Source organism: Roseobacter insulae (assembly GCF_019375555.1).
GTDB lineage: Bacteria > Pseudomonadota > Alphaproteobacteria > Rhodobacterales > Rhodobacteraceae > Roseobacter > Roseobacter insulae.
Map to the genome: position 1 here is coordinate 346301 of NZ_JAHXDN010000004.1, position 20864 is coordinate 367164.

Below are 20864 nucleotides of genomic sequence, written 5' to 3' on the forward strand. Positions count from 1 at the left end.
CGCTTATCCTTTCAACCGGGCGCCAACGGCGGACGAGATCGCCTTGGCGTCGGCTTTACCGCCCATCGCCGAAACGATTTCCTTGGCGGTATCGGCGGCCACTTCTTTCACCGCATCCAGAGCTCCGGCGCGGATTTCCGCAATGGCTTTCTCGGATTCAGCGGCCTTGGCCGCGATCTCGGCATCGGCTTTTGCAATCGCCGCGTCCAGATCGGATTGAATTTCTGCTTTTGCTTCACCGACGATGCGGTGTGCCTCGGCGCGGGCATCGACCAGCGCCTTGTCGTAGGCGGCCTCGGCTTCCTGCGCCTTGACCTTGAGGTCTTCGGCCGCCGCCAGATCGCTTGTGATGGTGCCCTGACGCTCCGCCAGAATGGCAGCGATGCGGGGCAGCGCCATGCGCGACAACACGAAGTAGATCGCGATCAATGCGATGACCAGCCAGAAAATCTGGTTGCCCCAAGTCGAAAAATCGAGCTGCGGCATGCCCGGTGCGGAAGCTGCTTCAGCGCTGTTTGTTTCGGTTGCCATGTCGGTCTCCTTTGAGGCGGCCCGTTACATCGGGCAGCGATGTGATCACCGCCGCCCGACCGTAAGGAATGTCGTCTCTAGGGGTCTTAGACGGCGAACATCAGCAGCAGGGCGACGAGGAAGGCGAAGATGCCCAGAGCCTCGGCGAACGCGATGCCGATGAAGAGTGTAGCGGTTTGGCTTGCCGCGGCAGATGGGTTGCGCAGCGCGCCTGCCAGGTAGTTGCCTGCAACGTTACCAACCCCGATAGCCGCGGCACCAGAACCGATAGCTGCCAGACCTGCGCCGATGTGTGCGAGTTCGCCTTCCATGTGAATTCTCCTTACGATTGGAAGTTGAGTATTTGGACGGGTGTGAAAATCGCCCGAATTAGTGATGCGGATGAAGCGCGTCCTTGAGGTACACGCATGTCAGAATGGTGAAGACGTATGCCTGGATAAAGGACACAAGGACCTCCAGGCCATACATCGCGGTGATCGCCACGACCGACACCGGGCTCACCAGCGTGATGACCGCGAAGCCTGCAAAAACCTTGATCACCGCGTGACCGGCCATGACGTTGCCAGCCAGACGAATGGAGTGGCTGACGGGGCGCACGAAGTAGGAGATCAGCTCGATGATCGCAAGGATCGGCCGCAGTGCCAAAGGGGCCGAGGACACCCAGAAAAGGCTCAGGAACCCGGCACCGTTCTTGACGAAACCAAGGATCGTCACGGTCAGGAAGACCGCCATCGCCAGCACCACCGTCACTGCAAAGTGCGATGTGGGCGTGAAAGCCGTGGGGATCAGGCCAAGGAAGTTCGCGCAGACGATGAACATGAACAGCGTCATGATGTAGGGGAAGTATTTCACCCCTTCCTTGCCGCAGATGTCTTCCACCATCTTGTAGATGAACCCGTAGGCAAGCTCGGCGACCGACTGGCTGCGCGACGGGATGATGGACCGCTTGGAGCTGCCCAGAAGCATCAGCACGATCACGGCGATGACCGCAAAACCCATCCAGAGCGCCGCGTTCGTCGGCGTGTACCACGTGATGGCGCCGTCACCGAAAAGCGGCTTGATGATGAACTGGTCCATCGGGTGGAACACCAGTCCTGCTTCTTCGCCTTTTGCTTCTGTCGCCATTCTCAGGCTCCCTCGTCTCGCGTTTCGGCCTCTTCGGCCAGCTTCTTTTTCTGGATTTCCTGTGCGGAGCGGAGCATCGTTTTTACCCCCGCCGCCAGACCCAGCATCACAAACAGCACCATGAAGATGGGCAAGGTTCCGAACAGAACATCCAACCCGTATCCGATGCCGAAACCGATCCCGAGACCGGCCACCAGTTCGATCACCATCCGCCAGGCAAGCTGCGCCTGAGAGTAGTGCTCATCCACCCGGGGCTTCGGCGCCTGCGCCTGTTTCGCGGCGTCGATCTTGGCCTCCAGCTGCGCCATTCGCTGCTTTTGGTCGGGATCAGTCACACGCTCAACTCCCTTGTGGAAGGTTGCCCCTGTGCTATTGCGCGGCAAGGTGTGAGTCAACAGGCGCCGACCCGCCCTCGGAATCCGAGCAGATTGTTGTTTTTATTGTATTTTAATGGCAAGTCGTGACAGTGGTGTCATCCTGACGCAGCCACGATAGTGGCAAAATCCGCACGCGCCCTCATTCAACCAATCGGTTGAACTTACCCCGGCGCGCCGGAACCGCGAAAGGGTTTGGTCTCCTCCAGCAGCCAGTTGCGGAATTGTCGCAGCGCCCTTCGACGAACACCGCGGCTGCCATATACCAGGTGGTACGCACCCGACCGGATACCGACGTCCGAGCATCGTATCAGGCGGCCCATGCGGCACTCCATATCGACACATTCCGCCGATCCCAGGTAAACGCCATGGCCATGGATCACCGCCTCGATCGCCAGGGTGGAGCGCATGCGCCAGCGCGGTTCGGTGATGGCCTCCCCGCCAAGCCCTGCGGCCTCGAACCATTGCTGCCAGACATTGCGGCCACGATCCTTGAGCAGCCGGAACTGCAAAAGGTCTTCGGGGGCAATCTCACCCCGCGGGATAAGCGTCGGGGCGGCATAGGGGTAGAGCAGTGCATCGGTCAGCAGGTCAGAGGGTGCATCAACCCCGCCAGAGATCAGAAATCGCACGGCGATGTCAGCCTCATAACGCTCGATATCAGCCAGGGACTGCGAGGCGTCCAGCCGTACTTCGATCTCCGGACAGGCCTTGTAGAACTCAGGGAGCCGGGGGATCAGGAACCGCTGTGCAAAGAGCGTTTCACTGCTGACGGTGATCTGGCCCGCCGGGGCAGCCTCCAGCTCTTCAGTCGCCTCGCTGATCACGTCAAGCGCTGGCATGATCCGCGCCAGATAGGCCTTCCCGTCCGCCGTCAGTTGAACGCCCCGGGGCAGATCACGGAACAGCTGCGCTCCCAGCCGGTGCTCCAACCCGCGGACATGGCGGCTGATCGCGGAATGGCTGACGCCCAGCTCTTCGGCGGCGCGGGTAAAGCTTTCATGACGCCCCGCCGCCTCAAAGGCGCGCAGGGCATTCAGCGGAGGCAGTTTACGCGACATGGGTTACTTGTGCTTTTTTTGCACATGTCTCGTCAAGCAATTGTCTTTGAAGCATCCCGCCACATGGCCCATATTCATATCAACAGACCCGTAAAGTAAGGTGATTGCCATGGCGTATGATGCCAGTAGCGCAGATTTCTGCGGCCAGGAAAGCTGTGTGGAAAACACACGTACAAAACCGTCACGGGGCTGGTTGAGGCGTCTTTTCGCCTGGATGAAACCGGCACCGAGACACACGCATATCAAGCATATCAGCCCCCATCTGGCCCGCGACATCGGCTTGCCCGACCATTATCTCGATCAGCAGAAACATGTCTGGCCATCGGAATCCGTGGACAGGTCACGGCTCTGATGGCCTTCCCACCGCGTCGGATCGCCGCTATGCCTGTGGTCTATGACACGCGATCTCGATCAGGCTTTCGCAGCCCTTGCTGACCCGACGCGACGGGCGATTCTGACGATGTTGTTGGAAGACGATATGGCCGTGACCGATGTGGCGGAACCATTCGACATGTCACTGGCGGCCATATCCAAGCACCTCGGTGTACTCACGGCCGCGGGGCTGATCTCTCAGGAAAAAAGGGGGCGCGTCAAATGGTGCAAGCTGGAGCCGGACGCCATGCGCGCCGCCTCGGTCTGGATGCAGGGTTTCGGGCAGTTCGAGCCGGTGAACCTCGACGCATTTGAAAGGTTCCTCGCCGTCGAACTGCCCGAAGAGGGCGAGTGATCACCCGCGCCGCAGTCAGGTGGCCAGATTGATCACAGCCATCACAACCACGACAAGACCGACAAGATAAATAATACTGCGCATTTTGCTTCTCCTTACGTTGCTCGGAAAATCAACGTACGCGATGCAGGTTTTGTTCCGCCGTCTTTTCCCGGGTGATCGCCGCGGTCTCATCGCGCAGCAGCAACAGCAGCGCCACGATGGTGATGGCCACGCCCCCGAACACCACCGGCCCCGGCACGCTGTTGCCCAGGGCAAGCTCCCACAGGATGACCCAGCTGGGCGTCAGGTATGTGTAGGCCATGACCTTCGCGCTTGGCAGGCGCAGGGTGGCTGTTTGCAGCAGCACGAATGTGGCCGCCGAGGCGAAGAGCGCGATGTAGATCAGCGTGACCCAGACAATCGGGGCGAGGGTCGCCCATGGCGTCGCCACGATTTCCGGCCAGGCATAGATCAGCAGAACCACGGCACCGGCGACCAGCATGCCGAAGGTGAAGGCAAACGCCGGCTCACCCCGGTTCAGTTTGCGCACCAGCGGGGTATAGACGGCATGGGCGATGCACCCGGCAAAGTAGACGGCCTCCCCGCGGCCGACCTCGAACGCGCGCAGGGCCGAAAGATCGGCGCGAAAGATCACCCACAGGGCGCCCACGGCGCCGATCGCCAGCGCCAGCGCCATGCGCGGGGTCGTGATCTGGCGCAGCAGCACCCAGCCGAAGACCGCCGCCATCACCGGCGTCAGGGTAAAGACCGCCGCCGCACTGACAGGGGGCGCGGTTTTCAACCCCTCGAACATCAGCACGAAGTAGACCGCGAAGGTGGTGCCCAGCAAAAGATAGCGCCAGGGGGCGCGGAACGCCGACCTTGGCAGGCCCGTCGTCATCAGCGCGGCAAGGCCGATCACCCCCGCGGCGATCACGAAACGCACCGCGTTCAGGGCGGCGGGATCGATCTGGTTGGCGGCCTGCGCCCCGAGCGAGAATGACCCCGCGACCAGCGCCGAAAACGCCAGCATCGCGGCATGGCCCTGCTGTGCAGGTGTCATACGTCCCAGTCTTTCGACTTCTCCTTGAGGAAGCTCAGAAAGGCCTGCACCTTGGTCGTGCGGTGCAGATCCACATGGGTGACCAGCCACAGCGGGGCGGACCAGTCGTCCTGCCGCTCGAATACCTCCACCAGATCCGGGTTCTGGCGGGCTTCCATAACCGACATGAAGCCGATCCCCGCACCGGCTTGCACCGCCACCTCAAGCGCATGCGTGTCGGTGGAGCGGAACGTCAGCGATGCGGCGGGGATTTTGGCGCGCAACCACCGGTTAAACGGCGCGCGGCTGCTGTCGCTGTCATGGCCGACAAAGCGGTGACCGGCAAAATCGTCGATGGTTTTCGGCGTGCCGTTGGCCGCGAGATACCCGCGCGTCGCATAAAGCCCCATATGCTGGTGGTGGAAAGGCTGCACGACGTTGTCAGGCTGTTCCGGGGCCGTGCCGGCACGGATCGCCACATGCGCCTCTCCATACTCCAGCCGGAACAACCGTTCCCCCGTCAGGTACCGCACGACGACGTCGGGGTAATGGGCCTGAAAATCGGACAACAGCGGCACCATGCGCGGTGCCAGGCTGATCAGTGAGGTGATCACCAGATCGCCCGACACTTCGTTGCCACGCCCCTTGATCCGCCCGGCAAGCTGGCTGAACTGATCGTCCGTCGCCTGGGCCACCTGCAGCAGATCCTGCCCGGCCTCGGTGGCCGTGTACCCGCGCGCATGACGCTGGAACAGTTTCACGCCCAGCCGCCCCTCCAGCGCGTCGATATGACGGATGACGGTGGCGTGATGCACGCCCAGCACATCCGCCGCGCCGCTGACCGTTCCCATCCGGGCGACCTGATAGGCGGTTTTGATCTCGTCCCAGTTTTCCATGCCGTCTTAACCGTTTTATCAAATGTGCGGATGTGCACAGTTTCTGTTTAAAATCCATTATTGAGTTCGAAAATGCAATACCCCATTTGTGAATGACCGAAGCACCCCGCTTCACTTCATTCAAAGGACTTCTGACATGACACAGACTATCCTGCACATTGATGCCTCCGCCCGCCATACCGGATCGACAACCCGCAGCCTGTCGGCCAAGACAGTCGCCAAGCTGAGCGGTGACGTGATCTACCGCGACCTTACAGATGCGCTGCCGCAAATCAATGAAACTTGGGTGAACGCGAATTTCACCCCCGCTGGTGACCGCACGCCGGCGCAAAAAAAGGCTTTGACGCTCTCGGACGATCTGATTGGCGAAATCATGGCGGCCGATGTGCTGGTCATCGGGGTGCCGGTCTATAACTTCGGCGTCCCCGCCGCTCTCAAGGCCTGGATCGACCTGATCGCCCGCGCCGGGGTGACCTTTGCCTACACCGAAAACGGGCCCAAGGGTCTGCTGACAGGCAAGCGCGCGGTGATCGTGCTGGCCACCGGCGGAACCGAGGTCGGCTCCGAGATCGATTTCGCATCGGGCTATCTGCGCCACATCATGGGCTTCATCGGCATCACAGACGTTGAAATCATCGCCGCTGACAGAACCATGGCGGATGCCGAAGAGGCGCTGGCCAAGGCCAACGCGCAGATCGACGCGCTTGCGGCCTGAAGCCACGACCCGCGACGCCCACAGTCGTCACACGGAGTTGGACTGCCGAGACACGCCCCAGCCGAGCTGTGCGGCCGTCCTGCCGTGTGGGCATCAGACCCCGGGCATCGCGGCTGCCACAGCAGAACGCGACAGTGCGTTCCCTGTGAAATGAAGGTCAAATGCGGGGTCCTAAGGCCCACCTCACGGCTTATCCCGATCCAGCCTTCATGGTCATTCGTTCCTCGCGTGCCATCGCTGCAAGCCGGGCAAGGCATCTTGAAAAGCCCGCGTGCCGCGAAAATGGCGGAACGTCCCGGTCACCGGGGTGCTGCCCGACACGCAAGCGGTTGCAGAATGGGTATGCGCTTCTTGCCACGTGTTTCCGGGACGACCTCCCCTCCGCGAAACCTGCGCAACAGGCTTGCTGACACGGGCGGTCGTCCCTGAAAAGACGCAACAGCCACTCCCATCATGGGATCCGGAGGTTGAGTATTGCGAGGTGACTGCCTCGCCTGACGTCAGGATTTAGTGTTTCCCGGTGTCCGGGCGGCGTTTGCGCAGGCGAGATCCACGGCTGTAAGCGGCACAAGCCCCGGCCCGGCGCCTTGGCGGTTTCCCTTTACGGCGGCAACCCCCCTGCACAAGCTTCTCAGGCATCGGATGTTACACAACACCGGCACGGCGCAATCCCCTCTGGTGATAAGCTTTCGACGCGCGCGATCACGTCACTGTTCCACCATGGGAACGCTGTAGTTCAGCACCCGGCGGCCACCGTCCGGACAGATCGTTTCACCCGTGATGGAAGACGCATCGTCGCTTGTCGGAAAGGACACAACGGAGGCGATTTCAGATGGCGCCCCGTAAGGGCCAAGCGGTGCGCGCGACAGGATCGCCTTATTGCCCGCGTCCGAGATGAACGCCCCTTTGACCATCTCGGTCCTGATGGTGCCGGAACCAACGCCAACACCGGGGCGCCATGCGGTGCGACGGCGGCGGTCGACGTCACCTGGTTCATGCCGCCCTGCGAGATGGCGTCAGTGGCGATCACCCCGTGTGCCATCCGCGATCAGCCGTTTGGCTGTCGCGCATCCAATATGCTGCGCGGCCCCTGTGGCCACCGCGGTTTTCGCTGCGAATCTCATATCGTCCTGTCTCAGATCACGACGGTTTCAACCATCGGACGGGTTTCGTGACGGTGCTCCCATTCCAGCGGGCCAGGATGCACGCGGAAACGCGTCTTGATGCAGGTGGCATCCTGCGGCGGCAGCGAGCGCGGCAGGTTCTTTGCCTCGACTGTCAACACGAAGAGGCGCGCCCCGGTGCCAGCTTACGCAATTCCTTGCACAGCATATCGCCGCCAGCACAAGCCAGGGCGCCCGGGTCTGGATGGGCAGCGACGGCATGTTGATGCAGTTGCCGGCGCCGGGGAACTGCATCAGGTCCGCGTGCCGCCCGGCCAGCTTCCGGTCGCAATCGCGATGCCTTCTTTCTTGGTGGTCAGCACATTGGTGATCACGTCCGGGTCCGCGTTCGGCAGGCGGATCAGCGTGGTGTGGCTGCACTATGAAGACACGGGCCAAGTGACCCGCCGGTTTGGCCCGCCCGGTGGCGGATGTGACGGTTCGGCTCACATCAGCCCGTATCGCCTTTGGCCGCTATTCCGATGTGTCTGACCTTGCGACGAATCCCGCGCCGCGCCACGCGGGCCGGTCCAAAGACGTCGCCGCGAAACCCGTTCCGGAACCGGGCACACATACCAATGCGACCTGACACAATGTGCCAAATGACACCCTCCGCGCCCGACCCTTCGGCATGGTCCGGCTTGGTGGATGTGCCGCCCGCCGATATCGTGACGCCACGGCTGTTCTCAGGCTATGCAGCCACATTCGGCGGCCTTCTTGCCGATGTTGGTCAGACAGTCACCGGCCTGCGCTGCTGCCTGTTTCCCCCGATGGTATCCAAGGACGGCCTTGGAATGGATGGGCACCCGGTCAATGGTGGCTTTGTGCCGCCGATCCTCCTGCCCCGCCGCATGTGGGCGGGGGAAGAGGGCGCGTTCCTGCGCGCCTTGACGCCGGGGGCGACCCTCCGAAAAACATCCACGATCAAGGATGCGACGGAAAAGACCGGACCGTCCGGCGCAGTGTGTTTCCTGTTCGTCCTGCACAAGTACGAAACGCGTGGCAGGATTGCGCTCCGCGACTTGCAGACCATTGCGTTTCGCGAGATGGCGACACGGATGGCTGCGCCCAGGGCAGCACCGGCAAACCTGCCGCGCTCCGAATTTCATCAACCGTTTGCCGGGACCCCGATCCCCTTGTTTCGATACTCTGCGTTGACATCCACCACGACCTGCAGCGCGCGCGAGGTCGCGTTTTCTCCCGGCCTGGTGATCCATGGCCCGTTGCAGGCATCAGCGCTGGTCATCTTTGCCAGCAAAGTGCCGGGCGCGGTGATGGCTCGTCACGCCCTGTCAGGGGAAATGTCCGGCCAACAGGCGGGCTGAAACGCCAAGGGACGCTGGCACAGGGTGCAGAGACTGAACACTTTGTCCCGCCCGGCGGAGACTTGCGCGACATCAGACAGGGCGACACCACGCCTGAGCATCCGCGCAATGCTTGACTCGCCCGCACGCGCGTTTTAAACGCTGGTCAACATCCGGAAGCATAAGCCTTCCGGTCCCGAGCCTTTCGGGATCGCCCCCCACCAGCGAGTTTCGCCCGTGGGGGCATTTGTGCATTTTCCGCGTGGTGCCTACATCAGGGTCATCCCGCAACCGAACCGAAAGGGGCTATGGCCCATGTTTGAAAATCTCTCCGAACGCCTGTCCGGCGTCTTTGACCGTCTGACCAAACAGGGCGCGCTCTCGGATGAGGACGTCGCAACCGCCCTGCGCGAGGTGCGCGTGGCCCTGCTGGAGGCGGACGTCTCCCTGCCCGTCGCGCGCGATTTCGTGAAAGCGGTGCAGGAGAAAGCCACCGGGCAGGCGGTCACCAAGTCGATCACCCCCGGCCAGCAGGTCGTCAAGATCGTGCATGACGCGCTGATCGACGTGCTGAAAGGCGAAGGCGAGCCGGGTGCGCTGAAGATCGACAACCCGCCAGCACCCATCCTGATGGTCGGCCTGCAGGGCTCGGGCAAAACCACGACCACCGCGAAACTGGCCAAGCGCCTGAAAGACCGCGACGGCAAGCGCGTGCTGATGGCCTCGCTCGACGTGAACCGCCCTGCGGCGATGGAGCAACTCGCCATCCTCGGGATGCAGATCGGCGTCGACACGCTGCCCATCGTCAAGGGCGAAGACCCGGTCGCCATCGCCAAGCGCGCGAAAACGCAAGCCGGTCTTGGCGGCTACGACGTTTACATGCTGGACACCGCGGGCCGCTTGCACATCGACGCCGACCTCATCGCCCAGGCCGCCGCTGTCCGTGACGTGGCCAACCCGCGCGAGACCCTGCTTGTGGTCGACGGTCTCACCGGTCAGGACGCGGTCAACGTCGCCACCGAATTCGACGACAAGATCGGTGTCTCGGGCGTCGTGCTGACGCGGATGGACGGCGACGGGCGCGGCGGGGCGGCGCTATCGATGCGCGCGGTCACCGGCAAGCCGATCAAATTCGTGGGCCTCGGCGAGAAGATGGACGCCATCGAGACCTTCGAGCCCGAACGCATCGCCGGCCGCATCCTCGGCATGGGCGACATAGTGGCGCTGGTCGAAAAGGCGCAGGAAACGCTGGAACTGGAACAGTCCGAGCGGATGATGAAGCGCATGGTCAAGGGTCAGTTCAACATGAACGACCTTAAGATGCAGCTCGAACAGATGCTCAAGATGGGCGGGATGGAAGGCATGATGGGCATGATGCCCGGCATGGGCAAGATGGCCAAGCAGGTGCAGAACGCCGGCATCGACGACACCATCCTCAAACGCCAGATCGCGCTCATTCAGTCGATGACGAAAAAGGAACGCGCCAACCCCCAGATCCTGCAGGCCTCCCGCAAGAAGCGCATCGCAAAGGGCGCAGGTCTGGAAGTGTCAGAGCTCAACAAGCTGCTGAAAATGCAGCGCCAGATGGGCGACATGATGAAGAAAATGGGCAAGATGGGCAAAGGCGGCATGCTGAAACAGGCGATGAAAGGCATGTTCGGCAAGGGCGGCATGGACCCGTCCCAGATGGACCCCAAACAGCTTGAGGCAGCGGCCAAGGCGATGGGCGGCAAGCTGCCCGGCGGCATGGGCGGTATGGGTGGCGGCATGCCGCTGCCTCCCGGTCTCTCGGGGTTCGGCAAGAAAAAATGACGTTGGTCGAGGATCATACCCTCATCCGCATTCCGACCCTGCGGACGGAACGGTTTGTCATGCGCGCCCCGAAACCCTCTGATTTCGAGGCCTATGCGGCGTTCCGTGGCTCTGACCGGGCGGCAGGTGTCGGCGGGCCCTACACCCGCGAACAGGCGCACGACAGCCTCTGCGGGCTGGTCGGTCACTGGCAGATCGAAGGCTACGGCCGCTGGATGGTCACCGGGGCTGATGACACCCCTCTCGGCGTGGTCGGGCTGATGAACACCCCCGCATGGCCCGAGCCGGAGATCGCCTGGTCGGTCTTCGCCGCCGCCGAGGGCAAGGGCGTGGCCTTCGAGGCCGCGATGGCCGCGCGCGCCTATGCCTACACCGTGCTGGGCTGGTCCACTGCCATCAGCTGCGTGCTCCGGGACAATACCCGCAGCCACGCGCTGGCAGAACGCATGGGGGCCACGCGCGACGGCAGCTTCACCGCACCTGACCTCGGCGAGCTTCTGATCTACCGCCACCAACCCGCGAGGAACGTCGCATGATCACCTGCACCGTCCGCTATGAAATCGACCCCGGCAAGCTGGAGGCCTTCGAGCGCTATGCGCGGTTCTGGATCTACAAGATCCCGCAGATGGGTGGCACCCACCACGGCTATCACCTGCCGCATGAGGGCCCGAACGACATCGCCTACTGCCACTTCTCCTTCCCGTCGCTGGCGGCCTATGAGGCGTACCGCACCCGCATGTGGGAGGATGACGAGTGCAAGGCCGCCTACGCCCTTGCCACCGAAACCCAATGCATCCGTCGCTACGACCGCTCCTTCACCCGCCCGGTGCTGGACGGCGCCAGCCCCGCAGATCTCGGCCTGATGTAACGTGACAACCGCGCCCGTCATACCCTCGGACCACCTGCGTCTGCGCCTCCATGTCATCCAAGTCATGCAGGCCCTCCGGGCGTTCTGCCAGATGCCGCGCTTTGATGGCGTGCAGCAGCGGAAGAACCGCACGCATTGCTGGTACGGCTCCGCCGCCAACGTCGCCTATCGCTACGGGGTGGCCGCATGACAGCCTATCCCTGCGAAACACCCGCCATCGGCCCTGCCGCGACACTGGCCGCCCAGTTCCAGTCGCTCGTGCCGGTGCTGGAGACCCGACGCCTGCGCCTGCGCGCGCCGCATATCGGCGATTTCGAACATTATGCCGAGATCACCGTCGGCGCCCGCGGCAAACATATTCTCGAGGACCCGACGCGCGAGGCGGCCTGGTACGACTTCACCCAAATGGTGGCAGGCTGGACCCTGCGTGGCCACGGGCTCTGGACGGTCGAGCTCAGGTCGGGCGGTACGGTGGCGGGGTTTGTCCTGCTCGGCTTCGAACCCGGCGACCCCGAACCCGAACTCGGGTTCATGATGCGGGCAAGCGCCGAAGGCCGGGGCTATGCCCGCGAGGCCGCACTGGCGGCGCGCGATTATGGCTACGCGGTGCTCGAACTGCCCTCGCTCGTCAGCACCATCGCGCCGGCAAACACCCGATCGCGCCTGCTGGCCGAAAGGCTCGGCGCAGCGCGCGACCCGCAGCTCGAAGCCGCCCTGCAGGACGATATCCTCGTCTATCGCCATCCGGCACCGGGGACAGAGATATGAAGCTCGACACCCCGACACTGCAAACCGACCGCCTGATCCTGCGCGGCCCGAAACCATCGGATGTCGATACCTTCATGGCGTTCTACGCCACAGAACGGTCGCAGTTCACCGGCGGGCCGATGACACCCCGGCAGGCCTGGAATTTCTTCGGCACCGAAATCGGCCATTGGGTGATACACGGCTTTGGCATGTTCGTGGTGACCCGCAGGGGCTCTGATGCGCCGCTGGGGATCGTCGGCCACTGGTATCCCCACGGATGGCCCGAAAAAGAAGTGGGCTGGGTGCTGTTTGACGCCGCTTCCGAAGGCCAGGGCATCGCGCGCGAGGCGGCAGAGGCCTGCATCGACCACGCGTGGCACGTGCTGGGATGGGACACGATCGTCAGCTATATCGCGGTTGACAATCATGCCTCCGTGGCGCTGGCCGAACGGCTCGGGGCCACGCTCGACCCGGAGGCGGTGCAGCCCAAGCCGGAAACGCCGGGACTGGTCTACCGCCACCCCCGCCCGAAGGGGGCCACAGAATGACCCCGACCCGCCTTTCTCTGGTTCAAAAATATCCCCGCCGGAGGCTCCCGCAGCCTGCCTCGGGCACCAACGGGAGCGTGGCGCGATGACCGATGCACTGATCCCGACGCTGGAAACCACCCGTCTGTCCCTGCGCGGCCCGGAACCCGAGGATTACCCGGATTTCAAGGCGACCTTCACCAGCTACCGCGCCCGCTTCATGGGCGGGCCGCTGAACGCCTATGAGGCGTGGATGCTCTATGCCGCCGAAATCGGCCATTGGCAGATCCGCGGTTTCGGCATGTGGATGGTGCATGACAAGACAACAGACGAAACCCTTGGCATGGCCGGTGGCTGGAAACCCGCCAAATGGCCCGAAGCGGAGATCGCCTGGGTGATCTGGCCGGACAGGGCAGGCAAGGGTTACGCGCTGGAGGCGACCCATGCGGTGCGGCATTATCTTTACAACCAGAAGGGCTGGGAGACAGCCGTCAGCTACATCGACCCCAAGAACCTCGACAGCATTCGGCTGGCCGAGCGGCTGGGGGCGCGCAAGGATGCCGATGCCGCGACCATCGACGGCAGCGATGCGGTCTATCGCCACCCGTCACCGGCAGCGCTCGATGGCACGCAGCTGGCGCATGGCATCGACATGGAGATCAGCCACTACGCCGATCCGCTCTTCAAACCGAAAGGATGGGCCATTGACTGACCTGACCCTGACACAACACTCGTCGCGGCACCCCGGCGGTGCACAGGCGGTGCACATCCTGTGCACGCCGGTCATACCCGCTGTTTACAGGCAGGGAGGCCCGTCATGACCGATGCCGTCACCCGCGCCGCAGAGGTGCTCAGGGATCATCGCGCCTCCATCGACCGGCTCGATGCGATCCTCGTCTATACGCTGGGCGAGCGCTTCAAGCACACCCAGGCCGTGGGGAAACTCAAGGCTGAACACGACCTTCCCCCGTCCGATCCCGCCCGTGAAGCGGCGCAGATCGAACGGCTCGAAGATTTGGCGAACCGGGCCGATCTGGACCCCGAATTCGCCAAGAAGTTTCTCAACTTCATCATCGCTGAAGTCATTCAGCATCACCATCAACATCAAAAATAACGGTGGCCGAAAAACCACCTGACCTACTGAACACAAAAGGAAATACACAATGTCTATGAAAATTCGTCTCGCCCGCGGCGGCTCCAAGAAGCGCCCGTTTTACCGTATCGTCGCCGCGGACAGCCGCATGCCGCGCGATGGCCGCTTCATCGAGAAGCTGGGCACCTACAACCCGCTGCTGCCAAAAGACAGCGAAGACCGCGTGAAAATGGATGTGGAACGCGTGCAGCACTGGCTGGGTCAGGGCGCGCAGCCAACCGACCGCGTGGCCCGCATGCTGGAAGCCGCTGGCCTGAAAGAAAAAGCCGAGCGCAACAACCCCAACAAGGGCACGCCCGGCAAGAAAGCACAGGAACGCGCCGAGGAAAAAGCCGCCAAAGCGGCCGCCCCTGCGGAGGAAGCCCCTGCCGAGGACACCCCGGCGGAAGAAACCGCTGGGTAAGGTCACAGCTTGCGCTGGCTCACCGAGCGGGCCACATAGGGCGCTGCACCGGACCCTGGTGCGGCGCCTTCTTCATGACGGGACTGACACATGCTGTTTCGACCCATCCGCACGTTGATCGTGATCGTGATTGCTTTCATGGCCGGATTGCTTTTTGAACGCAGCCGGATATCAGATAGCTGCGCGACCGCCGGTGGCACCATGCTGGCCGGGCTTTGCAGGGGGGCACAATGAGCGAAGACAGAATATGCGTGGGTGCGATCGGCGGGGCCTACGGGGTGCGCGGTGAAGTGCGTATCAAGAGTTTCTGCGCGGTGCCGGAAGACATTGAAACCTACAGCCCGCTGACCGACGAAAGCGGCGCGCGCAATTTTCATCTCGCAATCATCCGCAGCATCAAGAACGGGTTCGCTGCCCGTATCGCCGAGGTTGCCAGCAAGGAAGACGCCGACGCCCTGAAGGGTGTGCAGTTGTTTGCAGGCCGCGATCAGTTGCCCTCGCTGCCCGATGACGAATACTACCACGCTGACCTCGTCGGATTGCAGGTCATTGACACGGGTGGCGTCGTGCTGGGGACGGTGAAACAGGTTCTGGATCACGGCGCGGGTGATCTGCTCGAAGTGCAGCGTCCCGGGTCATCCGAAACGGTGCTGCTGCCATTCACTCTGACTGCGGTGCCAACGGTTGATCTGGCCACCGCGCGCGTCATCGCCGACCCGCCGGAAGGGTTGTTCTGAGCGCATGTCCGACACTCCCAGATCCCATGGCCGCAAATCCATCCGACCGACATCAAAGCCACATTCGCTGATGAGCGATGACGAAACGCTCGCGGATGCATGGCAGGTGCGGGTGGTGACCCTTTTCCCGGAGGCGTTTCCGGGCGTGCTGGGGTTGTCCCTGACGGGCAAAGCCCTGAAGGAGGGCGCGTGGCAATTGCATACGCATGATCTGCGCAGTTTCGGCATCGGCAAACACCGCAACGTGGATGATACGCCCGCAGGCGGGGGTGCGGGCATGGTGATGCGCGCCGATGTCGTCGGTCCCGCAATCGCCGCCGCCCAGGAACATGCGCGCGGGCAGTGGCCAATCCTCTACATGTCCCCGCGCGGCCGTCGGTTCGATCAGGCGATGGCGCGCGATCTGGCGCGCTGCGATGGTGTGACAATCCTGTGCGGACGATTTGAGGGCGTGGATGAGCGGGTGCTCGACCACTACGGGATCATGGAAATCTCTATGGGTGATTTCGTCATGACCGGTGGCGAATTGGCCGCCCAGGCGATGATTGACGCCACGGTCCGGCTGCTGCCGGGGGTGCTTGGCAACGCCGACAGCATGGTTGAAGAGAGCCATTCGAACGGGCTGCTGGAGCATCCGCAATATACCCGTCCGGCCATGTGGGAGGGCCGCGGCATTCCAGATGTCTTGATGTCCGGCAATCACCAGGAAATTGCGAAATGGCGCCGCACAGAATCAGAAGAGCTGACCAAGAAGCGACGCCCGGATCTGTGGGAGAAGATGCGGGCGGACGACTGACACCGCGACAGGTGACATGCACGTCAACGGCAATTGGCCCAGGAATTGCCGCAAATCGTGATCAATTTGACTAAGTTTCGTCAAAATTGCCAACGACACTACCCGAGGTGGAAATCTGGGGAGATGTCACATGTTGAGACTGTTCAACACACTAAACGCGTCAAAACACACGAACGGCGTATCACCAACGGTCAAAAAATTCACGCGGTTTGAACCCCGCCATGTGCGCGAGGCCGCGCCGCAAACCACATGCATCGCGCAGCCTGAACACCGCGCGCCGACGCCTGTCGCGGCCTACCGCCCGGCGTCCCATGCGCCCAGGAAAATCGAACCGGTTTTTGATGATGCCGCGCATCTGCATTCAGAGGCGCGAGTTTCCATTGCCGTTCTGAGACGGGCCCTGCCGCAGCGCTTCGCGCAGATGACCTAGGGTGTTTCCTGGTCGGACCGGAAGTGACGCGACGCCTGAGGCACCGCATCGATCTCACGCATGCCAAGGATATAGGACTTCGGTCGCTTGCGCGTCCGCGTGTCAAAGGACGGCGGTTCGCCAAACTGCTGCAATTCTCCCCTTGGGTTGGTGAACGCCCAGCGGGCCACAACAAGCTGATATGAACGGGTCTCGTTACCCTCATCGTCCCGCCTGAAATCATGGCGCCAACAGCCTTTGATCTGCACCTGCAGCCGGATCATGTCGGCGGCGGGAACGGGCCTGCGCGCTGCAACAGCGGCGTGTCTGGCCTGATTGTCGAGCCACTGCAGCTGCGCCTCCAAAGGGCCTGTCTCGCGGGCGCGCCGTCCGGAAAATACCGCCGTAATCTCTGTATTATTGTCGAAAAAACCGCGTATCAGAAGCGTGTCAGCCCGTACCCGGTTCATGCGCGGAACCAGTTCGATGGCGATCGGCCCCCCATATGTCTTGAACAAGGCACGGTCTTCCTGTTCTGCGGTGATATCAGCCGTGTGGTTTTTTGCGTCTGGCATGCTCTGGGACCGATTGTAATACAGGACCCGGTTATGAGACTGCGGGCCGGATTGCTGGGGCGCGTTAAGATTAGGGTTATGCGCGTTAAGAAAGTATTGACGTCCGAACGCCCTTGATCCGCCTGCCTTTCCCGCCTATACCGCGCGGGTTCGGAATCGTTTTTGCGGTACCGGACCTGTCATGCATTGGAACCGGCGCTTGTTCTGTCATCGCCAATCGTCCGAAGTGGCAGCAAAATAGGAATGACGTTTGAACCCTCCCGGCGGGCGCGACATGCGGACCCGACGACAGGCCGGAAGCTCTGAGACGCGGCAAAACTTCGTGGGGCAAACCACGAGCATCATAGGAGACGATCAGATGGATCTGATTGCAGAGATTGAAGCGGAGCAAATCGCCGCTCTGGGGAAAGACATTCCCGATTTCCGCGCCGGCGATACTGTCCGCGTTGGATTTAAAGTGACCGAAGGCACACGCACGCGTGTGCAGAACTACGAAGGCGTGTGCATCGCGCGCAATAACGGCAAAGGCATCGCCGGCTCCTTCACGGTTCGCAAGATTTCCTTTGGCGAAGGGGTGGAACGGGTGTTCCCGCTGCATTCGACAAACATCGACAGCATCACCGTCGTGCGTCGTGGCCGTGTGCGTCGCGCCAAACTCTATTATCTGCGCAGCCGTCGCGGTAAATCCGCCCGGATCGCCGAAAACACCCATTACAAGCCCAAATCGGGCGCGAGCGCGTAAGGACCTGATCGATGAAAGCCGATACACATCCCGAATATCACATCATCGACGTCAAGATGACCGATGGTACCATCGTGCAGATGAAATCCACATGGGGCAAGGAGGGCGACCAGCTGTCGCTCGACATCGACCCCTCTGTGCACCCTGCATGGACAGGTGGTTCGTCCCGCCTGATGGACACCGGTGGCCGCGTGTCCAAGTTCAAGAACAAATATGCAGGTCTGGGTTTCTAAACCTGCCATCCATGCCACGTAAAAGGGCCGCGCCGCCGGGTGCGGCCTTTTTTATTGCCGGGTCACCGTGCGGGCGGCGCCATCGATCCCCTTGCAACCAGTTCACCCTCTCTCAGCGCATCCGTCAGGTTCTATTCAGCATCGCACAGAATTTGCAACACTGAAGCGCCTGTGTAAGCTAAGCAAGCGCTGTCAGGCACGGCACAACCAGCGATGCCAGCGTGATGTCATCATATCCGGCAACAGAATGCTGCCCAGGCACCGAAGTATTCATATCGCGCGCAATTTGTTCACCGCCTTTGTCGTCCGAATGGCCTTCTCCTGTCCCCAGGAACAAGAACGGGTCGGTCGCCCTGTGGGCATCGAATTGCGCCGTGAAACCCTGCAACCGCTGACGGCCCACTTCGGTGTTTTGCGGGCCGCAATGATAGGTAAGCCGAAGATGGCCAAGGCCGATCAGATGCATTGCGACTTTCGCGGCGCCAGCGACATGATCCGTGCTGACCGGCCGACAGCCATGAAAGCGCCTGTCCACGGCCAGCGCGATGGCGTCTTGCACCCGAGTGCCGCGCACCATGCAAGATGCACAGGCGCCGTTGAAACACTCACCCGCCGCGACGGTATCGATGGACACCACCGCAGGTGCCCCGATATGTCCGCTTAAGCCGCCGATGTTCCAGGCCACACCCAAGGCCCCCATGGTCACGATGCCGGTGATCATCTGCCGCCTGAAATCGCTCAGTCCAATGAGGGTGAGCGCATTGTCCAGCACGCCGATTACGAAAGCATCCGACAACAGGCCGATCACCGACCCGCGCCCGCCGCCCAGGCTGGTGCCGCCAATGATCACCGCTGCAGTGGGCTCAAATTCAAACCCGATATAAGCAATCGGAGAGGCAATGATCAGCCCGGCCATGTAGATGATGGCGACGGTACCCGCGGTGAACCCACAGATGGAAAACGTCACGACCTTGTACCAGAAGACCGGCTGCCCGCCGAGGCGCGCGGCCTCCTCGGTTTTGCCGATGCCATAGATCAGCCAGCAAATTCAGTGCGGTGCAGGACGAACCACGCCAAAACCATTAGTGCAAGCGCCAGCCCGATGCCCGCATTGGTGACAATCGACCGGATGGACAAGGCTTTTCCCTCCGGTGCCCGCGGTAGGTCTTCGGCCGTGCTCATGCCGTTTTCCCTTCCGAATTCTTTCCTCAGAGTAGCAGTGATCCGCCATAACAAACATGCGGTCCGTCAGGGTGATGAGTTCAGGCAGTTCAGACGAGACAACGATCATCGATACGCCCTGCGTGGAGAGACAGCGTAAAGTGCCGTAGATTTCGGCCTTCGCCCCCACATCGACCCCGCGGGTCGGTTCATCAAGCACAGGGACATTCGGGCCGCGGACCAGCCACTTGGCGAGGACAACTTTCCTTTGATTATCGCCCGACAGGCTGGCCGCCGGATCCGACAGTTTCCCGTGTTTCAACTTGAGCCGTGCACCACCCTGCCTCGTCATGGCCGCTCTTATGAAAAGTTCAGCAACCTGCGCCGGGAAACGGATGCGATGTTAATCTGCGACGTATTCGCGGTGATCGGCGTATCCAGGATAAGGCCTTCGTCCTTGCGATCCTCGGTGACAAATCCGATCCCTGCGGCAATGGCATCGCCGGGGCGTCGGGTTTTCAGGGACTTGCCGTGCTTCAGGATCTTGCCAGTTACCATCGGGTCAGTGCCTAAAACTGCTCTCAGAACCTCGGCCTGACCGGCCCCGACAGGCCCGGCAATTCCGAGTCTCTCACCCCTTCTCACCTCGAAACGGATGCTACGGGATGACATGTTTGCCGTTTTGCACAGTTGATCGACAGAAGCCAGAAGCCGACCATCGGCAGCACGGCCGGCATGGCGTCAAATCCGACCCCCTTGATATCGGCGCGACTGACCGCTTCCAAGGCCTTTACAACACCGATGGCCATCAGGTCGTTTGCAGTCATGGCGCCCTGGGTATCCAGCTTCGCGGTGAGCATCGCGGAAAGCACCTGATTTGCCTCTTCCGTCTCCCGATGCGCCGTTCGACCGTCAAGATGCTCAAGCTCTTGTTCCACAACAGAATCTTCGAAACCCATGCGGCGCTGGTTGGCATTGTCGGCACCGGGGTTGCCTTCGATGATGTCAACCTTGAGACCTGCCCCAGCGCGTCGCCCGCCAGCTTCGCGCCGCCGCGGTTATCCGGCCCGACAAATGCCAGCTCCACACCCTGTTGTTTCCTGGCAGCCTCATCGAGAACTACGTCAAAATTGACCACGAAGATCCCCGCTTCTATTGCGCGCTTTAACGGGCGCACCAAGGTCTTGCAATCGGCTGGCGCCACGACGATTGCATCAATGCACTGCGTAAAGACGTATTCCACTGCGTTGATCTGGGATTCGAAATCAGTCTCGTTTTGCATGACCACCGCGCGCCCTTCACAGTCTCCGCGTTTCACAGCAGGCGCTTCCACACCTTCCAGTATGTTTTGAAAACCCGTTGGCGAGTGACTTCATGATCAGACCGACAAGGGGCTTCCGGTCGCTGCCGCAGCAGCGAGTTTAATGAGCTTCGTAGGAGCCCCCTAAGGGTTTGTTGGCCGCGAAAACGCAGCGCGGACGCGGCGCATCAACCTGTTTACAGGAAGTCAGCAATTGCGATTCGTGTCGTTATTAGACGTGTCGTTTTTGATACCCCAGGTTGCACGAACTCACACCGCGGCATGTACATCGTCTTTAGCAATCTTATAACTCGATGCCTTTTCCAAGAATGAAGTGGGCGATCTGGTCCAGTCGCCATCAGGCGGCACGTGCTCCCTGACCTTGGTGATGGCAAATGGACCGGACAGATAGGCTATGACACGCCCGCCCTCTGCGGCCTGTTGCTCACGCCTTACGATGACAGAATTCGCGTCACCCCTT

At 61.8% G+C, this 20864-nt stretch carries 31 protein-coding genes and 2 pseudogenes; 19 read left to right on the forward strand and 14 right to left on the reverse strand.

From position 1 onward, the window contains the following. Positions 1-3: 3 nt before the first annotated feature. The 5 genes from KX928_RS15875 to KX928_RS15895 form a co-directional block, all read right to left on the reverse strand. Complete coding sequence (locus KX928_RS15875; protein ID WP_219504608.1) at positions 4-531, reverse strand: F0F1 ATP synthase subunit B'; 528 nt, start codon at positions 529-531, stop codon at positions 4-6. 86 nt (positions 532-617) lie between these two features. Continuing rightward, a complete protein-coding gene (locus KX928_RS15880; RefSeq protein ID WP_011567586.1) occupies positions 618-842 on the reverse strand; it encodes a F0F1 ATP synthase subunit C in 225 nt (74 codons plus the stop codon). A 58-nt stretch (positions 843-900) separates the two neighbouring features. After that, the gene (locus KX928_RS15885) at positions 901-1656 is read right to left on the reverse strand and encodes a F0F1 ATP synthase subunit A (RefSeq protein ID WP_219504610.1); all 756 of its coding nucleotides are present in this window, start codon (positions 1654-1656) and stop codon (positions 901-903) included. 2 nt (positions 1657-1658) lie between these two features. Next, on the reverse strand, positions 1659-1991 hold the full coding sequence (locus tag KX928_RS15890) for an AtpZ/AtpI family protein (protein WP_219504612.1): 333 nt from the start codon (positions 1989-1991) through the stop codon (positions 1659-1661). Between the two features lie 203 nt (positions 1992-2194). Then, entirely contained in the window at positions 2195-3091 is an 897-nt protein-coding gene (locus KX928_RS15895) for a LysR substrate-binding domain-containing protein (protein ID WP_219504613.1), read from the reverse strand. A 109-nt stretch (positions 3092-3200) separates the two neighbouring features. On the opposite strand from KX928_RS15895, the gene KX928_RS15900 reads away from it, so the two are divergent. Together KX928_RS15900 and KX928_RS15905 are read left to right on the forward strand one after the other, a co-directional pair. Further along, on the forward strand, positions 3201-3443 hold the full coding sequence (locus KX928_RS15900; RefSeq protein ID WP_219504616.1) for a hypothetical protein: 243 nt from the start codon (positions 3201-3203) through the stop codon (positions 3441-3443). 42 nt (positions 3444-3485) lie between these two features. Further along, a complete protein-coding gene (locus KX928_RS15905) occupies positions 3486-3818 on the forward strand; it encodes an ArsR/SmtB family transcription factor (RefSeq protein WP_219504617.1) in 333 nt (110 codons plus the stop codon). Between the two features lie 112 nt (positions 3819-3930). On the opposite strand, the gene KX928_RS15910 is transcribed toward KX928_RS15905, so the two are convergent. Both KX928_RS15910 and KX928_RS15915 read right to left on the reverse strand, forming a co-directional pair. Beyond that, complete coding sequence (locus KX928_RS15910; protein WP_219504618.1) at positions 3931-4863, reverse strand: DMT family transporter; 933 nt, start codon at positions 4861-4863, stop codon at positions 3931-3933. Then, the gene (locus KX928_RS15915; RefSeq protein ID WP_219504620.1) at positions 4860-5738 is read right to left on the reverse strand and encodes a LysR family transcriptional regulator; all 879 of its coding nucleotides are present in this window, start codon (positions 5736-5738) and stop codon (positions 4860-4862) included. The genes KX928_RS15910 and KX928_RS15915 overlap by 4 nt, the downstream gene beginning before the upstream one ends. A gap of 136 nt (positions 5739-5874) precedes the next feature. On the opposite strand from KX928_RS15915, the gene KX928_RS15920 reads away from it, so the two are divergent. Continuing rightward, on the forward strand, positions 5875-6453 hold the full coding sequence (locus KX928_RS15920; RefSeq protein ID WP_219504623.1) for an FMN-dependent NADH-azoreductase: 579 nt from the start codon (positions 5875-5877) through the stop codon (positions 6451-6453). Between the two features lie 707 nt (positions 6454-7160). On the opposite strand, the pseudogene KX928_RS15925 reads toward KX928_RS15920, so the two are convergent. Then, a pseudogene (locus tag KX928_RS15925) lies at positions 7161-7382 on the reverse strand (SDR family oxidoreductase); the annotation flags it as partial. Positions 7383-7588: 206 nt separating this feature from the next. After that, entirely contained in the window at positions 7589-7738 is a 150-nt protein-coding gene (locus tag KX928_RS15930; RefSeq protein ID WP_219504626.1) for a hypothetical protein, read from the reverse strand. Positions 7739-8028: 290 nt separating this feature from the next. On the opposite strand from KX928_RS15930, the gene KX928_RS15935 reads away from it, so the two are divergent. From KX928_RS15935 to KX928_RS16000, 14 genes are all read left to right on the forward strand, one after another. Continuing rightward, positions 8029-8205 carry a hypothetical protein gene (locus tag KX928_RS15935; protein ID WP_219504629.1) on the forward strand — a complete coding sequence of 59 codons (177 nt, stop codon included), beginning with the start codon at positions 8029-8031 and terminating at the stop codon, positions 8203-8205. Positions 8206-8218: 13 nt separating this feature from the next. Then, on the forward strand, positions 8219-8941 hold the full coding sequence (locus tag KX928_RS15940) for an FAS1-like dehydratase domain-containing protein (RefSeq protein WP_219504631.1): 723 nt from the start codon (positions 8219-8221) through the stop codon (positions 8939-8941). Between the two features lie 294 nt (positions 8942-9235). Next, positions 9236-10732, forward strand: coding sequence for a signal recognition particle protein (gene ffh / locus KX928_RS15945; protein ID WP_219504633.1), 1497 nt, complete (start codon positions 9236-9238; stop codon positions 10730-10732). After that, positions 10729-11268, forward strand: a complete 540-nt coding sequence (locus KX928_RS15950; RefSeq protein WP_219504635.1) for a GNAT family N-acetyltransferase — start codon at positions 10729-10731, stop codon at positions 11266-11268. The genes ffh and KX928_RS15950 overlap by 4 nt, the downstream gene beginning before the upstream one ends. Next, positions 11265-11600 carry an NIPSNAP family protein gene (locus tag KX928_RS15955; RefSeq protein ID WP_219504637.1) on the forward strand — a complete coding sequence of 112 codons (336 nt, stop codon included), beginning with the start codon at positions 11265-11267 and terminating at the stop codon, positions 11598-11600. Before KX928_RS15950 ends, KX928_RS15955 begins: the two co-directional genes overlap by 4 nt. 135 nt (positions 11601-11735) lie before the next feature. Further along, positions 11736-12368 (forward strand): GNAT family N-acetyltransferase, encoded by a 633-nt coding sequence (locus KX928_RS15960; RefSeq protein WP_257883847.1) that lies wholly within the window; start codon positions 11736-11738, stop codon positions 12366-12368. Then, positions 12365-12895, forward strand: coding sequence for a GNAT family N-acetyltransferase (locus KX928_RS15965; protein WP_219504639.1), 531 nt, complete (start codon positions 12365-12367; stop codon positions 12893-12895). The genes KX928_RS15960 and KX928_RS15965 overlap by 4 nt, the downstream gene beginning before the upstream one ends. 85 nt (positions 12896-12980) lie before the next feature. Next, positions 12981-13586: a GNAT family N-acetyltransferase gene (locus tag KX928_RS15970; RefSeq protein ID WP_219504642.1), complete on the forward strand. Its 606-nt coding sequence runs from the start codon at positions 12981-12983 to the stop codon at positions 13584-13586. A 105-nt stretch (positions 13587-13691) separates the two neighbouring features. After that, positions 13692-13988 carry a chorismate mutase gene (locus tag KX928_RS15975; protein WP_219504644.1) on the forward strand — a complete coding sequence of 99 codons (297 nt, stop codon included), beginning with the start codon at positions 13692-13694 and terminating at the stop codon, positions 13986-13988. A 49-nt stretch (positions 13989-14037) separates the two neighbouring features. After that, a complete protein-coding gene (rpsP, locus tag KX928_RS15980) occupies positions 14038-14430 on the forward strand; it encodes a 30S ribosomal protein S16 (RefSeq protein WP_219504646.1) in 393 nt (130 codons plus the stop codon). 90 nt (positions 14431-14520) lie between these two features. Continuing rightward, on the forward strand, positions 14521-14664 hold the full coding sequence (locus tag KX928_RS15985) for a hypothetical protein (RefSeq protein WP_219505115.1): 144 nt from the start codon (positions 14521-14523) through the stop codon (positions 14662-14664). Continuing rightward, entirely contained in the window at positions 14661-15167 is a 507-nt protein-coding gene (gene rimM / locus KX928_RS15990; protein WP_219504647.1) for a ribosome maturation factor RimM, read from the forward strand. The genes KX928_RS15985 and rimM overlap by 4 nt, the downstream gene beginning before the upstream one ends. A gap of 4 nt (positions 15168-15171) precedes the next feature. Continuing rightward, positions 15172-15963, forward strand: coding sequence for a tRNA (guanosine(37)-N1)-methyltransferase TrmD (trmD, locus tag KX928_RS15995; protein ID WP_219504649.1), 792 nt, complete (start codon positions 15172-15174; stop codon positions 15961-15963). Between the two features lie 130 nt (positions 15964-16093). Further along, positions 16094-16393, forward strand: coding sequence for a hypothetical protein (locus KX928_RS16000; RefSeq protein WP_219504651.1), 300 nt, complete (start codon positions 16094-16096; stop codon positions 16391-16393). On the opposite strand, the gene KX928_RS16005 is transcribed toward KX928_RS16000, so the two are convergent. Then, a complete protein-coding gene (locus KX928_RS16005; protein ID WP_219504653.1) occupies positions 16390-16947 on the reverse strand; it encodes a hypothetical protein in 558 nt (185 codons plus the stop codon). The two genes, KX928_RS16000 and KX928_RS16005, sit on opposite strands and share 4 nt — an antisense overlap. 358 nt (positions 16948-17305) lie before the next feature. Between KX928_RS16005 and rplS the strand changes: the two genes are divergently transcribed. Next, positions 17306-17689 (forward strand): 50S ribosomal protein L19, encoded by a 384-nt coding sequence (gene rplS / locus KX928_RS16010; protein ID WP_219504655.1) that lies wholly within the window; start codon positions 17306-17308, stop codon positions 17687-17689. Positions 17690-17700: 11 nt separating this feature from the next. After that, positions 17701-17922 (forward strand): 50S ribosomal protein L31, encoded by a 222-nt coding sequence (rpmE, locus tag KX928_RS16015; RefSeq protein ID WP_219504657.1) that lies wholly within the window; start codon positions 17701-17703, stop codon positions 17920-17922. Between the two features lie 178 nt (positions 17923-18100). Here rpmE and KX928_RS16020 read toward each other — a convergent pair whose 3' ends face one another. The 4 genes and pseudogenes from KX928_RS16020 to KX928_RS16040 all read right to left on the reverse strand — a co-directional run bounded on the left by KX928_RS16020 (position 18101) and on the right by KX928_RS16040 (position 20416). Next, positions 18101-18970, reverse strand: a complete 870-nt coding sequence (locus KX928_RS16020) for a PfkB family carbohydrate kinase (RefSeq protein ID WP_219505088.1) — start codon at positions 18968-18970, stop codon at positions 18101-18103. After that, positions 18958-19104 carry a hypothetical protein gene (locus KX928_RS16025; RefSeq protein WP_219504659.1) on the reverse strand — a complete coding sequence of 49 codons (147 nt, stop codon included), beginning with the start codon at positions 19102-19104 and terminating at the stop codon, positions 18958-18960. Before KX928_RS16025 ends, KX928_RS16020 begins: the two co-directional genes overlap by 13 nt. A 339-nt stretch (positions 19105-19443) precedes the next feature. After that, on the reverse strand, positions 19444-19755 hold the full coding sequence (locus tag KX928_RS16030) for an ATP-binding cassette domain-containing protein (protein WP_219504661.1): 312 nt from the start codon (positions 19753-19755) through the stop codon (positions 19444-19446). Then, positions 19725-20416: pseudogene (locus tag KX928_RS16040) on the reverse strand (substrate-binding domain-containing protein). Before KX928_RS16040 ends, KX928_RS16030 begins: the two are co-directional and overlap by 31 nt. Positions 20417-20864: the final 448 nt, after the last annotated feature.

Excerpts from the sequence above, each read along its gene's own strand:
- KX928_RS16025 (WP_219504659.1), bottom strand. The coding sequence starts at position 19,104 with ATGAGCACGGCCGAAGACCTACCGCGGGCACCGGAGGGAAAAGCCTTG.
- KX928_RS15985 (WP_219505115.1), top strand. The coding sequence starts at position 14,521 with ATGCTGTTTCGACCCATCCGCACGTTGATCGTGATCGTGATTGCTTTC.
- KX928_RS15905 (WP_219504617.1), top strand. The coding sequence starts at position 3,486 with ATGACACGCGATCTCGATCAGGCTTTCGCAGCCCTTGCTGACCCGACG.
- KX928_RS15970 (WP_219504642.1), top strand. The coding sequence starts at position 12,981 with ATGACCGATGCACTGATCCCGACGCTGGAAACCACCCGTCTGTCCCTG.
- KX928_RS15950 (WP_219504635.1), top strand. The coding sequence starts at position 10,729 with ATGACGTTGGTCGAGGATCATACCCTCATCCGCATTCCGACCCTGCGG.
- KX928_RS15880 (WP_011567586.1), bottom strand. The coding sequence starts at position 842 with ATGGAAGGCGAACTCGCACACATCGGCGCAGGTCTGGCAGCTATCGGT.
- ffh (WP_219504633.1), top strand. The coding sequence starts at position 9,236 with ATGTTTGAAAATCTCTCCGAACGCCTGTCCGGCGTCTTTGACCGTCTG.
- rimM (WP_219504647.1), top strand. The coding sequence starts at position 14,661 with ATGAGCGAAGACAGAATATGCGTGGGTGCGATCGGCGGGGCCTACGGG.
- trmD (WP_219504649.1), top strand. The coding sequence starts at position 15,172 with ATGTCCGACACTCCCAGATCCCATGGCCGCAAATCCATCCGACCGACA.
- KX928_RS15885 (WP_219504610.1), bottom strand. The coding sequence starts at position 1,656 with ATGGCGACAGAAGCAAAAGGCGAAGAAGCAGGACTGGTGTTCCACCCG.
- KX928_RS15875 (WP_219504608.1), bottom strand. The coding sequence starts at position 531 with ATGGCAACCGAAACAAACAGCGCTGAAGCAGCTTCCGCACCGGGCATG.
- rpsP (WP_219504646.1), top strand. The coding sequence starts at position 14,038 with ATGTCTATGAAAATTCGTCTCGCCCGCGGCGGCTCCAAGAAGCGCCCG.
- KX928_RS15895 (WP_219504613.1), bottom strand. The coding sequence starts at position 3,091 with ATGTCGCGTAAACTGCCTCCGCTGAATGCCCTGCGCGCCTTTGAGGCG.
- rpmE (WP_219504657.1), top strand. The coding sequence starts at position 17,701 with ATGAAAGCCGATACACATCCCGAATATCACATCATCGACGTCAAGATG.
- KX928_RS15940 (WP_219504631.1), top strand. The coding sequence starts at position 8,219 with ATGACACCCTCCGCGCCCGACCCTTCGGCATGGTCCGGCTTGGTGGAT.
- rplS (WP_219504655.1), top strand. The coding sequence starts at position 17,306 with ATGGATCTGATTGCAGAGATTGAAGCGGAGCAAATCGCCGCTCTGGGG.
- KX928_RS16000 (WP_219504651.1), top strand. The coding sequence starts at position 16,094 with ATGTTGAGACTGTTCAACACACTAAACGCGTCAAAACACACGAACGGC.
- KX928_RS15915 (WP_219504620.1), bottom strand. The coding sequence starts at position 5,738 with ATGGAAAACTGGGACGAGATCAAAACCGCCTATCAGGTCGCCCGGATG.
- KX928_RS15920 (WP_219504623.1), top strand. The coding sequence starts at position 5,875 with ATGACACAGACTATCCTGCACATTGATGCCTCCGCCCGCCATACCGGA.
- KX928_RS16005 (WP_219504653.1), bottom strand. The coding sequence starts at position 16,947 with ATGCCAGACGCAAAAAACCACACGGCTGATATCACCGCAGAACAGGAA.
- KX928_RS15965 (WP_219504639.1), top strand. The coding sequence starts at position 12,365 with ATGAAGCTCGACACCCCGACACTGCAAACCGACCGCCTGATCCTGCGC.
- KX928_RS15955 (WP_219504637.1), top strand. The coding sequence starts at position 11,265 with ATGATCACCTGCACCGTCCGCTATGAAATCGACCCCGGCAAGCTGGAG.
- KX928_RS15900 (WP_219504616.1), top strand. The coding sequence starts at position 3,201 with ATGGCGTATGATGCCAGTAGCGCAGATTTCTGCGGCCAGGAAAGCTGT.
- KX928_RS15910 (WP_219504618.1), bottom strand. The coding sequence starts at position 4,863 with ATGACACCTGCACAGCAGGGCCATGCCGCGATGCTGGCGTTTTCGGCG.
- KX928_RS16030 (WP_219504661.1), bottom strand. The coding sequence starts at position 19,755 with ATGTCATCCCGTAGCATCCGTTTCGAGGTGAGAAGGGGTGAGAGACTC.
- KX928_RS15975 (WP_219504644.1), top strand. The coding sequence starts at position 13,692 with ATGACCGATGCCGTCACCCGCGCCGCAGAGGTGCTCAGGGATCATCGC.